Below are 14,441 nucleotides of genomic sequence, written 5' to 3'. Positions count from 1 at the left end.
AAGTTTCTTCGCGGTATGGTTAAGCGATCGCACTTAGATCATTTACTACAACTAAACTGCCCTTGCGTACAGCTCTTAGTAGTCTGTCAATTGCCCGCCTCTCTTCTGAGTCGAGTTCTTCTTGCAACAAAGCTGCCATCAGTCCATAGCGGTCAGCCAGAGTGATGCGACCCGTGTTGGTGGCGTGAACAAATAATTCAGATAGAGCGCCAGGAAGAAGGATAGGAGCCTGCATCGCTACACAACGGAACTCGATATCACTAGTATTGCTAAAAGACCTCAGGGGACAGGTGATAACGCAGGCGGTTTTGATGCGATCGTTATCACTACTTTTTAGTGACAATAGGCACAATGTAGTCAGAAGGATGTTCCTAAAAAGCTTTCTGACCTTACTTTCTGGGCTTTCTACTCCTAAAGGAGGATTCTAGGTAGAAGCTTCTCTACTACCAAGGCAATAATCTGTGAACAAAGTGGATTGCCCTCAGAAATAGGGGCATCTTGATTGAGACAGCAAGCTCCTAGTTTTCATAGGGGCTTTTTTGTTGCTCTTCGATTTGGCGCTAATCCTGTTTGTGTTTTTTGCTTGCTAAGGCTAATTTAAGTATTCTCTCTATAGGTATGGGTGGCTGTTCAAGTTGTAGGAGCCGTCTCTGGGGGAGTAAAACCCTGTTAATTGACAACAGCCAAGGTATTTCATTTATAGTAATGGGTAAGAGCCATACTCAATATTTATCTAAGTTTGCTTTTCTTCATTTAGTGACATTTCTTGTAACAATGTATTCCTTCAATTGGCTGTGGAATTTTTAAATTAGAGAGCAACCGCTTTTAAGGTAGTTAAATTTGCCACAGGAAAGTCGTAACTCAATTACCTGATTATTTTGAACTGGCAAGGGTTAATACAACATGTAGTTATCTCTTAAAAAGGAAAAATATAAATTTATAAAATGAACTCCAATCACCAGTCAAATTGGCATAACTGTTTACAAGATAAAGCTGCTTTTAACCAACCGCATCGGAGCGATACTGATGCAGAAATACCCCTTTATCAGTTAAAAGAAGCACTGCAAGAAATCCAAGAACAACTAGAAAAATATCGCACTCTGTATGAGGAGATGCCAATTATCTATTTGACTCTCGATGCCTTGGGGGTAATTCTTTCTACAAATCCGTTTGGAGTGAGCCGTCTGGGTTACAGCGTTGAAGAGTTAACTGAAAAGTCAATTTTTAGTCTTGTTCATCCTGAAGATCGAGAAGGTCTGCAAGCAAAATTCATTGCCTTTGTGCCGCGCTCAATTCAAAAAAACTGGGATTCTGTAGCAACACAATCAGAAACTAGTGTTGGAAATTGGGAGTTTCGCATTTGTTGCAAGGATGGCAGCTTTTTCTGGGCAAAAATGACTCCTCCTGCTGTACGCACTGGCTCGAATTCAGTTGCTTTTGTGGTTTGTGAAGACATGACCGATCATCGCCAACAGGTGAATCAGGTACTGAGCGAAAGCGAAGCACAGTTTCGGCTTTTGTTTGAGAACAGTATGGATGCGATCGCGATCGCCGACGACAACGGCAACTACATCCGCGTCAATCACTCCACCTGCGAATTGCTAGGTTACTCAGAAGAACAGTTGTTGCAGATGGCTGTATCCGACCTAGTGACAACAGAGTATCCCAGTGTGGAGGAACGTTACAGAGCTTACGTTCGGGCAGGTCGTGATTTTGGGGAATTTTCCTTTATTCGCCCAGATGGAGAGCCACGCATTGTTGAGTATGCCGCTTGTCGATTTGCCCCCAATCTCAATCTCAGCATCTTGCGTGACATTACCGACCGCAAGCGGGCTTTTGATGCCCTGCGCGATGATGCGGAGCGTCTTTATGCCATCAATACAGCTCTGCACGACATCGCCATACTAGATCTCGATCTAAACGCGCTGATGAATCTGATTGTCGAGCGGACGCAGAACCTCACCAAAGCCAATGGAGCCGTTCTTGAATTGGTCGAAGGGGATGAAATGGTCTATCGTGCTGCCAGCGGCACCGCCTGCGAGCACGTTGGGTTGAGGCTGGCGATTACCTCCAGCCTATCAGGGCAATGCGTGCAGACGGGTGAAATTTTATCCTGCGAGGATGCAGAAACAGACCCACGGGTTGATCTGGCTGCCTGTAGGCGGGTGGGAGTCCGCTCGATGATTCTCGTCCCCCTTGATTACAACCGCAAGACTGTCGGGGTACTGAAAGTTCTTTCACCAAAGGCTAGTGCTTTTGACCGTCAGGACATCTACACGTTGCAGCTAATGGCGAGATTGCTGGGGGCTGCCATGAGCCACGCCTCAGAGTTTGAAGCCAAGCAGGCAGCGCTGGAGGCGCTCCAGGAGAGCGAAGAGCGCTTTCGGAGACTGGTTCAAGACTTGCAAGTGGGGGTGATACTCAATGGAGCGAATTCTGAAATTCTGCTGTGCAATCAAGCTGCGAACGCTCTGCTTGGTCTGACTGAAAGCCAACTGCTGGGCAAAACATCCTTTGACCCCGATTGGAGCGTGATTCATGAAGATGGATCGCCCTTTCCTGGGGAAACCCATCCTGTACCGCAGGCGATCGCCAACCGCCAACCCGTCCGGAATGTCGTCATGGGAGTCTATTGTCCCACCATTGGCAATTGGGTGTGGTTATTAGTCAATGCCGAGCCGCAGTTAGCCACCGATGGCAGCGTTAAACAAGTCATCTGCACCTTTAGCGATATCACCCAACGCAAGCAAGCCGAAGCCGCGCTGCAAGCAGCGAAGGCAGAACTGGAAATCCGAGTTGAGGAGCGTACCGCAGAGTTGAGACATACCAACCAGCAGTTGCAGAGCGAAATTGTTGAGCGCAAAGCGGCTGAAGAGGCACTGAGGCAGCAAAACGAGCGGGAGCGATTGGTATCGGCAATGCAAGAGCGCATCCGCCAGTCTTTAAATCTGGAGGAGATTCTGAACACTACGGTGGCAGAAGTACGGCAGTTTCTCCAAACTGACAGAGCCGTCATTTTCCGCTTCCAGCCTGACTGGAGTGGAGTTGTAGCCGTGGAGTCCGTTGCTAACGGTTGGACTTCTATATTAAAAACGAAAATACACGACCCCTGCTTTGAGGAAAAGTATGTTCAACGGTATAAAGAGGGTCGCACCAAAGCCACAGAGGATATCTACACAGCAGGTCTAGACCCCTGTCATATTGAGTTACTCGTTCAGCTTCAAGTCAGAGCTAACTTAATCGTCCCGATTCGGCAAGGGGAAAAGTTGTGGGGACTCTTGATTGTCCATCACTGTACAGCACCCCGACAGTGGCAGCAGTTAGAAATTGATTTGCTTGCTTCATTGGCAACGCAAGTCGGCATCGCCATTCAGCAATCAGAACTCTATCAACAGGTGCAGTTGCTCAATGCTGATTTAGAGCGTCAAGTCCAAGAACGCACCGCTCAGTTGCAGCAAGCACTTGAGTTTGAAGCCAGGCTAAAATGCGTCACCGACAAAGTCCGCGATAGCCTAGATGAAAATCTGATTTTGCAAACTGCCGTGCAAGAGTTAGCTTTGGGGCTGAAGGTATGCTGCTGCGATACGGCTTTATATGATATTGAGCAAGGTATTTCCACTACCCGCTACGAATATACAGGTTCAAGAGCTACATCTCAGGAGCGAGTCTGTCAACTAGCGGACTTTCCTGAATTCTACGGTCAGTTGCTGCAAGGTCAGCATTTTCAATTTTGCAAATTTTATCCTGTTCGGGATTGGGTTACTGCACTAGCCTGTCCTATTTTTGATAACCAAGGAGTGTTGGGTGACCTGTGGTTATTTAAGCAGAAGGCTCATGTCTTTAGTGAATTAGAGATTCGATTTGTGCAGCAGGTGGCAAATCAATGCGCGATCGCGATTCGGCAAGCGCGGCTTTACCAAGCAGCACAAGCACAAGTTGAGGAACTAGAAAAACTCCACTGCCTCAAAGATGAATTCCTCAGCACCGTTTCCCACGAATTGCGATCGCCTGTATCCAACATGAAAATGGCAATTCAGATGTTGGAAATCACTCTAAATCGAGACGGTATAGTTGATGCCACCGGAGCAAAACCACTGGCAGAGGGTAGCAAAGCCAGCCGCTACTTGCAGATATTGCACAGTGAGTGCAAACGGGAAACCAACTTAATCAATGATCTGCTTGATCTACAACGTTTAGAGGCAGGGACTCAACCGTTGACCTTAGAGGTAATCGACCTTCCAGTCTGGTTCCCCCAAGTTTTAAAACCGTTTGAGGAGCGTGCTCAAAACCGCCAACAAATCTTGCAACTTGACATCTCCTCTCACCTACCTCAATTAGTCTCCGATTCATCTAGCTTGGAACGCCTCGTGGCAGAGCTACTCAACAATGCTTGTAAGTACACGCCACCGGGAGAACAGATTACCATTACAGCCGAGGCTAACTCAGGACTACTTCAGCTTAGTGTCAGCAATTCTGGCGTTGAGATTCCGGCTAATCAGTTTCCCTACATTTTCGAGAAGTTTTACCGCATTCCCAATGCTGATCCTTGGAAGCAGGGCGGCACAGGTTTAGGGTTGGCACTTGTCAAGAAGCTTGTAGAGCATTTAGGTGGCTCAATCAAAGCCGAGAGTGCAGCTAAGATTACCTGCTTTACTGTTGAAATACCATTAACATGAGCGATGGTGATGGGGTGATGGGGAGAACGACAAACAACTGCTATACAAGCGGAATTAAGATTAACCCAGTTAGTTAAAAATAGTGAAAGCCAGATGCCTTCACGACTTGAAAAACATCTGGCTTATTGGGTCTAAATGCAGAATTTGATGCTGTATTTTACCGATTGAGGAAGCCTTGGGCTTGCTTGAGCGCCGCTGCACCAATATTGAAAACTGCCCAGCCAGCCGCTAGGAGAAGGGGAGATGCAACCACTACAATACGCCAATCGATATCCATTTTCAGTTCCCTCGCTTAATGCTTGAAGATTTTTGAACCGTTCTCATTTTTATAGTCTTAACTTAATTTTGTCATTTTTTGACACCACTTTTCAAGAACTTCATGGTAGTTAGTGCAGAGCAGAGAATCCTAAATTTGTTCCCTTTCCAGCATGTACTAACGCCAGTTGTTCGTAGCGCCGCGCGTGTTCGATCAGTTCTGCGGCTTCATGATCGGGGATATCGCGCAGTCGTTTGCCAGGAACCCCGACAACAAGCGATCGCGCCGGAACGTCTTTGTTAACCACCGCCCCAGCACCAATAATACTTCCCTGCCCGATACGGACACCATCTAAGATAATCGCCCCAATACCAATCAAGCAGCCCCGTTCCACATAAGCTGAATGCACCACAGCACGATGCCCGACAGTCACATAGTCTTCTAAGATTGTTGGTTTCCCAGGGTCGCCGTGGAGAATTGCCCCATCTTGAATATTTGTAGAGTTGCCAATCTCAATGCGCTCTATATCGCCTCGCAAAACCGCACCGTACCAGACGCTAGTACCCGCCGCCAGCGACACCTGACCGATAACCACAGCATTGGGAGCAACAAACGATGCCTGAGAAAGGTCAGGCGGTGACCAGTAAGCACCTGGAGAAGATAGGAGGGGATTGAAATCGTTCACTTTTTAAGAGGTACGTCAGCCATTATGTCAATTAGCCTGCAAACTAACTTAAATTCTTGCACGCTAGATAAGCATCACTTAAACCGCAGGTTAAGCATGTACCCAGATATAATAAAGCCACTGGTACTGGTATATACGTTAAAAATTCCCCCACGCAATTGATGATCAATCCAGGCTTGCAGTACCCCATATTTGGCCCAGACATTCAGTGCCCTCACTGCCGTCAGACCATTGCGGCATTGACACTAACGGACACGTACTTATGTCCGCGTCATGGTGCTTTTGAGGCAGACCCCAAAACGGAGGAACTGGTTCACTTACAATCTGGGCGTCACTGGCGTCGATGGAGCGATGAATGGTACCGCCAGCATACCCACCCTGATGGCATTCGCTTTGAGATTCATGAAGCGCTAGACCGCCTGTATACTCAGGGCTATCGAGCAACGCGAGTCATTATTGCTAGTCGTTATAAAGAACTCGTTAGCGCTTACCTAGAACGCAGTACCCCTTGGCGAGCAGCGTCCGAACCTTCACGACCGCGACTTTATGGCTTACCAGTAGAGTTTAGTCCTGAACCCACGGAAGAGCCTTGTTGGGAAGTGATTAATTTTGATTTAGAAAAAGAACTGGGCGTACCTGTCCGCTATCCCTACTTCCGGATGTTTGAGTAGCAAAAGCAGGTAGGAAAGGGTGAAGTATGAAGGGTGAAGTATGAAGGGTGAAGGGTGAAGTATGAAGTATGAAAGGTAGGAGGTAAGAGGTTGGGGATATCACTTCTCTCCATTCCCTCATTCTCTCTGCTCCCCCACTCCCTACCGACTCAAAACTCACCGACTCAGAACTCAGGACTCACCGACTCAGGACTCTCTCATCCCTTATGCACCACACTTCGATTCGCACGGCAGATATTCATCGCGCGATCGCGTTTTACGAACAGCTCGGATTTACTATCTCGGAACGATTTACCGCCGGGATTACTCTAGCTTGCTGGATGGAGGGATTGGGAGGGCGCATTGAACTGATCCAGATTCCTGAACCCAAACCAGCAGCGGATGCATTTGGGGATGAGCATTATGTTGGCTATTATCATTTGTCCTTTGATTTGACGGAGGTAGCAAATGATCTTCCAACCTGGCTGAGAAACCTAAAAACCAGTTTCCAGAATGCAGCTATCGAAAGTCCCGGACAGGTTCAACCGCTGAAAGTGCTTTTAGAACCCACCCAGCAAATGATTGGCGATCGCGTTTACGAAGTTACCTTTATTGCCGATGCTGATGGACTTCCTTTAGAATTTATTCGCGTTTTGGGTACAACCCCTAATTCCCACCCTTGAATGCCCATATAGCGGTTCTCACTCCTATTCCATACAAACATGATGTAGAGGCACTTCGCACCGATTCCGCCAACACCCCTACTAGATCCTGAATTTTGCGGAAGTCTCCAAAACGGTGAACGGCTTCTACTCAATGGGTAGCCAGTTGGCGGCTACATTTATGTCTATTTTCAAATTCTGGCGTCGCCACCTTCTGCCCGGCTTACTCTTCAGCCCCTGCCTTAGTGCAGTACTGTTTTTATTAAGGTTAACTCGACTGAAACCCCTGTGCCTAAAGCCACTGTACCAGCAGCAAAAAACCAACTCTCCTTGACTCAAAACGTCCGTAAAACTGTCCTAGAAAACGGGCTGACTGTCCTCACTAAAGAAGTACATACCGCCCCTGTGGTGAGCGTACAAGTTTGGTACAAGGTCGGCTCCCGTGACGAACCTCCTGGCTTAAACGGCATCTCGCACCAGCTTGAACACTTGATGTTCAAAGGCACTAAAACTCGCCCCATTCAGTTTGGTCGCCTACTGAGTGCCTTAGGTAGTGACTTTAATGCTTTTACCAGCTATGACAAAACCACCTATTTTGCAACAGCAGAGCGAAGCAAATTAGAGGCACTGCTGACTTTAGAAGCCGACCGGATGCAAAATGCCCTGATTAACGCGGCGGCGTTAGCCAGTGAGAAACGAGTTGTAATCTCGGAGTTGCAGGGCGATGAAAATTATCCGGAATACCGCTTGGATCGTCTAGTGATGCGGGCGACCTTTCCCAATAGTGCCTATGGTTTACCTATTGGCGGGACTAAGGCAGAGGTGGAGCGCTTTACCGTTGAACAACTTAAAAATTACTACCACACCTACTACAGCCCAGATAATGCCACGCTGGTGATTGTGGGCGACTTCCAAACGGACGCAGTACTCGCAGCGGTTAAAGATCGTTTTGGTAACATTCCTAAAACTCAGGCATCCACAGAGGATCGCCAACCCGTCACTAGCCAGCCTATTCTCAACAAAGAATCTGTAGTTTTGCGAGAGACCGGGAGTGCGTCTCTATTGGAGGTGGTGTATCCTCTGCCGGATATCAACCATCCTGATGTGGCGGCGCTGGATGTGATGGATTACATCTTGACCTCAGGGCGCAGTTGTAGAATTTATCAAACGTTGGTGGAGTCGGGACTGGCGAGTAATGCCAGTGGGTATGCTCTCAACTTAGTTGCAGCCGGATGGTATGGCTTTGATGTCACGGCATCTCCCGGTCAAGACTTGAAGAAGATTGAACGGATACTACAACAAGCGATCGCACAATTACAAAACCAAGGCGTGACCCCTGAAGAACTCAAACGGGCGAAAACCCAGTTACAAGCTGATGCGATTTTAGAGAGTCGGGATGTCACCAGTCAGGCTTACCAGCTAGGTGATAACCAGACTATTTCGGGTGACTATCGCTTCACTGACCGCTATTTAGCGGCGATCGCTCAAGTTAGTGCCCAGGATGTGCAGCGTGTAGCGAAGGAATACCTGAAGCCAGAATATCGTACGGTTGGCTTCTTTGAGCCGACAACGATTACAGAGGAAGAAAGTAGTGCTGATAGCAATTTTCGCCAAACAATAGAAGACTTTAGCCCTGACGAACCTGTAGATCCAGCGGAAGTTGCTCAATATTTACCTGCTGTCGCCCAAGGAGCTGCCCCCAGTACGCAACCGTTACCGGAAGAATTTACACTGAAAAACGGTCTGCGCGTGTTGCTTTTGATCGATCGCAGTACTCCGACTGTCTCCCTCAGTGGTTACCTGCAAGCAGGTTCCGCCTTTGACCCAATACAGCAAGCGGGTTTAGCCCATCTCACGGCAGAAAACCTGATGAACGGCACCCAAACCAAAGATGCCTTAACTCTGGCGAAAATATTAGAGGATCGGGGCGCTAGTTTGGGTTTCTATCCCGTTCGTGAAGGGACTTACTTTGGGGGGAGTAGTTTGTCTGGGGATCTACCAATCCTGGTGCAGACGGTGAGCGATGTCCTGCAACAGGCTATCTTCCCCCCCGATCAGTTAGAACTGAGCCGTCAGCGGGTGTTAAGCGATTTGCAAGTGGCACTGGATGACCCGGATTACTTGGCGCAAACCACCTTTAGGCAGAGCATTTACCTGAAAAATCATCCTTTTTCCTCTTTCCCTACCCTAGAAAGCCTCAAACGCATCACCCGTAACGATATCCTGCGCTTTTACCAGGAACAGTACCGTCCTGACACGATGATTTTGACTCTGATGGGTGATTTTGATGCCCAACAAGTGCGATCGCTTCTAGAAGGTGAGTTTGAAAACTGGCAGGTAAAGGGTAAGCCGCCAACGCTGAACTTTCCCCCCGTAGCGTTACCGGAAAAAATCGTCCGGCTCAATCCCGTCTTACCGAACAAATCGCAATCTGTAACTTATATGGGTTCAACCGCGATCGCTCGTCAAGACCCCCGTTACTACCCTGCTATTGTTCTGAATCAGATTCTAGGCGGAGACACCTTATCCAGCCGCTTAGGAACTGAAATTCGCGATCGCCAAGGGTTAACCTACGGCATTACCAGCGATTTTCAAGCCGGGATTAATGGGGGTTCCTTTGCGATTGGGATGCAGACATCCCCTGAAGATACGCAAAACGCGATCGCTGCCACCCTTGCTCTACTCAAACAAATTCAACAAGAGGGAGTCACCCGCAGTGAAGTGAATGCTGCCAAGCAGTTTCTGACTAACCAATACCCTGTCTCTCTCGCCAATCCCGATAATTTAGCGGGGACAATTCTGGAAAATGCCGTGTATAAGTTAGACCGCAGCGAACTGCGAGAGTACATCAGCAAAGTCAATACAGTCACCTTAGAACAGGTAAATCAGGCAGCGAAGGAATTACTTCATCCCGATCATCTAGTCATCGTCACCGCTGGTTCGGCTGTACCCGCTACCCCTTAAATCAGACCCTTAAGCGCAGTCAACCCATAGGTGAGGACACCCTTGATTTCCCAAAGCAAGCTTGCTGGTTAAATCTTAAACTCACCGACTTTGTGAGCAAAATTAACTGGGATAGGCGGATTTCCGTCTTCCCAGCTACACTGTTCGCGCTTCCCTTTCGCGGCGGCTAACTTTATGCAGCTAAGAACGGCTAGCTCTCGCTGCTTTTTGCGCCGCTTCACTATTTTGGCGATAAAGCACCATGCGGTTTTGAGCCGTCTTATATCGCCCTGCTGGGTCATTGGGGGGTACGGCTCCCATTAAGTCAGACGCTCGTTGCCACGTAGCGGCTAATTCTAACCACTGAGCCGGGGTATTAGCGGTTTGTCCCGCTACGGCGGCTTGCTCTGCTAGTCGCACGGCTTCAACAAAAGGGTCAGGGGTAGGAGAGGGGGAAACGGCTGGGGAGGGGGAAGCGATCGCCTCAACAGTAGAAGTTGAAACCTCTGTCTGTCCTTGACGGCGGAGTCTTAGCCCTAGCTGGCTATACAGTAGCCAAGCGACAAGTAAAATCGCCACACTTATGCCTGCACCACCCGCAATCCCTTGCCAGAAAGTGCGTTTACCCCGCAGGGAAGTGGAGGCAACTTTAGGAAGGGCTGGCTTTTTTTTCGGGGCTGTGAGGCGACGCTTCCTCTCCTCGGTACGCCGCTTGAAGAAGTTTGGTTTTGCCAGTGTAATTTCTTCTGACCACAGCAGTTGAGTTTCCGGATCGCGGTTAATTTCTTCTAACCACAGTAACTGTTGTTCGCGCACGATCCGGCTGTTAATTCGGACACGCCGAATATTACGCGGGGCAATTTCTTCTAAGTTCTGCCGAACTTTCGCTACCAATGTTGATTGCTCTAGTTGCTCTGGTTTTGCTGCCTCACATAGAAGCTGGAGAACACCCTCGGCGAAAACGGCTCGCGTTCTCACGTTGTCTTCTGCCAAGCGCTCATTCAAGATTTGGATAATCGCCGCTACACTCCCTTGGCGAGCTTGAAGCGCGATGTCATCGATTGGATCTACCATTTATTGTTTAGGTCGCGAATTGGTAGTTAGCCCTGGCTTTTTTAATTAAGAGTATACAAGTTTAGCGCGATCGCTCTTTAATGAGAGCAACGCTACTAGTTAACTCCTATTGAGCTATGGCAGCAGCAGCCCCACGCTCTACCCGCTTCGGGTGAACGCCCTTGAAGAATGCCAGTGAGTTGACGACACTCACCTGACCAATGCCGTAGGCGTTGTAAGGTGAGATTGAGCAAACGAGCAACTTACTTGTCGGATTGACCAACGATTTTTCGCTTGAGTCCCCTCACTAACTCTCTGATCACATCGGTCTGGGTTCTGCCCGATTGCTGACAGTAGCGTTTAAGTAATTCCATTTCTGACTCTTCAATTCTAATATTTAGTATCGTTTTAGGCATGATTATGTAGTGGATATTGCACTACAGTAATAGCATGAGAACCTCTTACCAGTATCGACTGCGATTGACAAAACAACAGCAAGCCACAATTGAGCACTGGCTTGAACTCTGCCGCCGTCAATACAACTATCGGTTAGCCGAGCGATTCAACTGGTACGAGCAAAATCGTTGCGATGTCAATGCCTGTCCACTCGTCTGCCATCTGCCAGAGCTGAAAGCTCGTCCTGACTTCTATTGTCAGAAACGGGATCTGGTGAACTCGAAAAAGCTGTTTCCTGAATATAAAGAGCTTCCTTCCCATACCCTGCAAGATGTGATTGCACGAGTGGAGAAGGCGTTCGACCGATGGCTGAGCGGTGATAGCAATGGAAGGCGAAGCGGTAAACCTCGATTCAAGGGTCAAGGGCGATTCCGTTCCCTGGCATTTCCTGATCCGGTCAAACCAGAACATATCAACGGGCGGTTCATCCAGCTTCCGAAAATTGGCAAACTCAAGATGATTCTGCACCGTCCGATGCCGGATGGATTCCCGGTGAAAACGGCGGCAATTATCAAGAAGGTGGATGGCTATTACATCACGCTGTCCCTGCAAGATTCGTCTGTACCCGTACTCATGCCTGATGTTCCAACACGGGAAAATACCATCGGGATTGACATGGGACTTAAGGCGTTTCTGGTAGACGATTCGGGGAGAGACGAGCCAATCCCCCAACACTACCGGAAAGCAGAGAAACGGCTGAAACGATTGCAGCGTTCACTGTCTCGCCAAAAGAGAGGTTCTAGCCGTCGCCAAAAAGCGATTAAGCGAGTCTCTAAGGCGCATCTGAAAGTATCAAATCAGCGCCAAGACTTTCACTATAAAACCGCGAAAAAGCTTTTATCTCAAGGGAAACACGTCGCACATGAAAAGCTGAATATCAAAGGGCTTGCTAAATCGAAACTAGCAAAATCGGTAAACGATGCTGGATGGGGTCAATTCCTGGCAATTCTCTCAGTCAAGGCTGAAAGAGCTGGATTGATGACAATTGCAGTAAATCCCAGCGGCACAACTCAGAACTGCTCTGGATGCGGTACGAAAGTCCCGAAAACACTTGCAGACAGACTTCACGCCTGTTCTCAATGCGGGTTAACGATTGACCGCGACCACAACGCAGCTATCAATATTAAGCACTTGGCGGTAGGGCATTCCGTCAATAAAGCTCAGGAAACGCCCGATGGGATACCAGGGGTCACTGAGAAGCCCGCGCTCTCTGCGTGACTCATGAGCGTCGGGAGTATGTCACGGGATCTTAATGCAAGGATGTCCCAAAACTACCAACCCTCTGTTTGACCGCCTTTAAGTGAAGGCGATGTTCGCGACCCACAGGAGGGAGCATAATAAATAGTGACGTTGAATGTAAAGAATTTCTATGTTGATAAAATGTACAACTCGTCATATCCGGATTTACACCGCTGAGATAAAAGACAACGAATTGCTCGAAAGCGACAACGTGTTGACCTTGGATATTGACCCGGATAACGAATTTAATTGGAACGAAGACGCCCTGCAAAAGATGTATCGCCAGTTCGATGAACTGGTTGAGTCCTATAGCGGGGAGGATTTAACAGAATATAACCTCCGTCGTATTGGCTCAGACCTCGAACATTACATGCGATCGCTTTTGCAGAGCGGTCAAATTAGTTACAACCTTGACAGCCGCGTTCTCAACTACAGTATGGGACTGCCACAAATTGATCCTCAAACCATCAAGTAAGTAACTAGCGCCAAGTGCGATTGCCTTCTTCGTCTACTCGTGCTTGGCGAATCACATCAGAAATTTCTTCAGCGTCCCGAACGTGGTGTAATTCTTTCTTCTCACCATCGGGTTCATCAACTTCAAAGTAAGTCGGAACTTTGATATGATCGCCCGTAATGTCAGGAGCATCAACAGCGACTTGCTTGGATTTCTCTTCGTCAGACTGACCTGGGGAAACGCGATCGCCAGGATTGACAGTACTATTCATTTCCGGTCTTTCAGGTTTCTGTTCAGACCCATGTGCCATTTGCTCTTCCTGATCGACTTTTTTTTGCTCAGCCATAAAAACTCCTGGTATTCTTATTTTGATATTTCTATGGGCTTATCGTAAAAAAAATTAACCGCGATCGCCTCTTTCTACGGAGGGAATTGACACTTTCTCAAAAACCATTAATTGAGGTTACAAAATTGCCCCATTTATGTATTGAGGAGGAAGTAGATTTCAACTAGAGAAAATTTATCTTTTCAGCATTCTTGAACCCGATTCAGGCAACAGGGAGATTTTCAGCCTCAGTTCGCTCTGTTTTTTTAGCAGAACGATGGCAAGGGGCACCAGTCCCTATATTAGAATGGCGCTTTTGCTCAATAAATTGCTTGAGTGCTGTGCGACGATTTTCTAAAAATCGACTCCAAAAACCCGGAAGAAATTGATCCATCGTTTCTGCCAATGCCCAAGTTTCCAGGTTCATCAGCTTGTAGCGCAATTGATGAGAATTCTGTAACGTTGCAATCAACTCCTTGATTTCCGCGCGGGTCTTGCCGTCAAAATCAGCAAACGTTGGCTCTTGGGAGGGTTCAAAATCAAAGTTGGACATAGCGATCGCCCAGGGGCAGAAATAGTCACTGACTAAACTAGGTAAAGATGATCGACAATAGAATTATCTAGCAACGAATCATCTTCATCCTTCCAATCTAAAACCTCAGGGTCGATTTCTAAAATGGGTAAGACCCTTACCCAACATAACTTCATAAAATAACCGCCCGTTTATATCTTGTCTACACAAAAGTCTTTCAATGTTTGGGACTACAAGCCTTGGTGGTGTCAGCCCTGGTCAATTCTCTTAACCGGATTGGTCGTGATTATGGGGAGTTGGCTACTCACCCAAACTTTGTGGTTAACCATACTAGTAGCACTGCCAATTTTACTTTGGTGGTTCTACTTTTTGTGGCTTTGGCCGCGCATGATGCAACGCTACAGCGCCTTAGCTCATTCATCGCCATCCTCCCCAGATCAGACACCAGTGGAAGATCAACCGACGCCACCCTGACCTCTGGAGAATCAGACGCTACAATCTGTGATTAAA

At 47.9% G+C, this 14,441-nt stretch carries 15 protein-coding genes; 7 read left to right on the top strand and 8 right to left on the bottom strand.

What is annotated here, in order from left to right:
* Nucleotides 1-19: 19 nt before the first annotated feature.
* Entirely contained in the window at nt 20-343 is a 324-nt protein-coding gene (locus tag AC5JR3_RS18335; RefSeq protein ID WP_495847995.1) for a hypothetical protein, read from the bottom strand.
* A 601-nt stretch (nt 344-944) separates the two neighbouring features.
* Here AC5JR3_RS18335 and AC5JR3_RS18330 point away from each other — a divergent pair.
* Nucleotides 945-4,676 carry a PAS domain S-box protein gene (locus AC5JR3_RS18330; protein ID WP_495847994.1) on the top strand — a complete coding sequence of 1,244 codons (3,732 nt, stop codon included), beginning with the start codon at nt 945-947 and terminating at the stop codon, nt 4,674-4,676.
* A 157-nt stretch (nt 4,677-4,833) separates the two neighbouring features.
* Here the strand turns inward: AC5JR3_RS18330 and AC5JR3_RS18325 are convergent, their stop codons facing one another.
* Both AC5JR3_RS18325 and AC5JR3_RS18320 read right to left on the bottom strand, forming a co-directional pair.
* Nucleotides 4,834-4,953, bottom strand: coding sequence for a photosystem II protein Y (locus tag AC5JR3_RS18325; protein WP_495847993.1), 120 nt, complete (start codon nt 4,951-4,953; stop codon nt 4,834-4,836).
* Between the two features lie 109 nt (nt 4,954-5,062).
* On the bottom strand, nt 5,063-5,617 hold the full coding sequence (locus tag AC5JR3_RS18320) for a gamma carbonic anhydrase family protein (RefSeq protein WP_495847992.1): 555 nt from the start codon (nt 5,615-5,617) through the stop codon (nt 5,063-5,065).
* A gap of 161 nt (nt 5,618-5,778) precedes the next feature.
* Between AC5JR3_RS18320 and AC5JR3_RS18315 the strand changes: the two genes are divergently transcribed.
* The 3 genes from AC5JR3_RS18315 to AC5JR3_RS18305 all read left to right on the top strand — a co-directional run bounded on the left by AC5JR3_RS18315 (nt 5,779) and on the right by AC5JR3_RS18305 (nt 9,893).
* Nucleotides 5,779-6,288: a TIGR02652 family protein gene (locus AC5JR3_RS18315; RefSeq protein ID WP_495847991.1), complete on the top strand. Its 510-nt coding sequence runs from the start codon at nt 5,779-5,781 to the stop codon at nt 6,286-6,288.
* Nucleotides 6,289-6,494: 206 nt separating this feature from the next.
* Nucleotides 6,495-6,950, top strand: a complete 456-nt coding sequence (locus AC5JR3_RS18310) for a VOC family protein (protein WP_495847990.1) — start codon at nt 6,495-6,497, stop codon at nt 6,948-6,950.
* A 267-nt stretch (nt 6,951-7,217) separates the two neighbouring features.
* Nucleotides 7,218-9,893, top strand: coding sequence for a M16 family metallopeptidase (locus AC5JR3_RS18305; protein ID WP_495847989.1), 2,676 nt, complete (start codon nt 7,218-7,220; stop codon nt 9,891-9,893).
* A 180-nt stretch (nt 9,894-10,073) separates the two neighbouring features.
* Here the strand turns inward: AC5JR3_RS18305 and AC5JR3_RS18300 are convergent, their stop codons facing one another.
* The 3 genes from AC5JR3_RS18300 to AC5JR3_RS18290 form a co-directional block, all read right to left on the bottom strand.
* Nucleotides 10,074-10,946, bottom strand: a complete 873-nt coding sequence (locus AC5JR3_RS18300; protein ID WP_495847988.1) for a hypothetical protein — start codon at nt 10,944-10,946, stop codon at nt 10,074-10,076.
* 106 nt (nt 10,947-11,052) lie between these two features.
* Nucleotides 11,053-11,208, bottom strand: coding sequence for a hypothetical protein (locus AC5JR3_RS18295; RefSeq protein WP_495847987.1), 156 nt, complete (start codon nt 11,206-11,208; stop codon nt 11,053-11,055).
* A complete protein-coding gene (locus AC5JR3_RS18290; RefSeq protein ID WP_495847986.1) occupies nt 11,189-11,341 on the bottom strand; it encodes a RepB family protein in 153 nt (50 codons plus the stop codon). The genes AC5JR3_RS18295 and AC5JR3_RS18290 overlap by 20 nt, the downstream gene beginning before the upstream one ends.
* Before the next feature lie 34 nt (nt 11,342-11,375).
* Here AC5JR3_RS18290 and AC5JR3_RS18285 point away from each other — a divergent pair, with 34 nt between their 5' ends.
* A complete protein-coding gene (locus AC5JR3_RS18285) occupies nt 11,376-12,599 on the top strand; it encodes an RNA-guided endonuclease InsQ/TnpB family protein (RefSeq protein ID WP_495847985.1) in 1,224 nt (407 codons plus the stop codon).
* 151 nt (nt 12,600-12,750) lie between these two features.
* Nucleotides 12,751-13,095: an NAD(P)H-quinone oxidoreductase subunit M gene (locus AC5JR3_RS18280; RefSeq protein WP_495847984.1), complete on the top strand. Its 345-nt coding sequence runs from the start codon at nt 12,751-12,753 to the stop codon at nt 13,093-13,095.
* 4 nt (nt 13,096-13,099) lie between these two features.
* Here the strand turns inward: AC5JR3_RS18280 and AC5JR3_RS18275 are convergent, their stop codons facing one another.
* On the bottom strand, nt 13,100-13,384 hold the full coding sequence (locus tag AC5JR3_RS18275) for a hypothetical protein (protein WP_495848073.1): 285 nt from the start codon (nt 13,382-13,384) through the stop codon (nt 13,100-13,102).
* A 238-nt stretch (nt 13,385-13,622) separates the two neighbouring features.
* A complete protein-coding gene (locus AC5JR3_RS18270) occupies nt 13,623-13,952 on the bottom strand; it encodes a hypothetical protein (RefSeq protein ID WP_495847983.1) in 330 nt (109 codons plus the stop codon).
* Nucleotides 13,953-14,129: 177 nt separating this feature from the next.
* Between AC5JR3_RS18270 and AC5JR3_RS18265 the strand changes: the two genes are divergently transcribed.
* Nucleotides 14,130-14,405 carry a DUF6737 family protein gene (locus tag AC5JR3_RS18265; protein WP_495847982.1) on the top strand — a complete coding sequence of 92 codons (276 nt, stop codon included), beginning with the start codon at nt 14,130-14,132 and terminating at the stop codon, nt 14,403-14,405.
* Nucleotides 14,406-14,441: the final 36 nt, after the last annotated feature.

It is taken from the genome of Kastovskya adunca (genome assembly GCF_059505785.1).
This window is presented reverse-complemented; position numbering and strand designations above follow the sequence as displayed.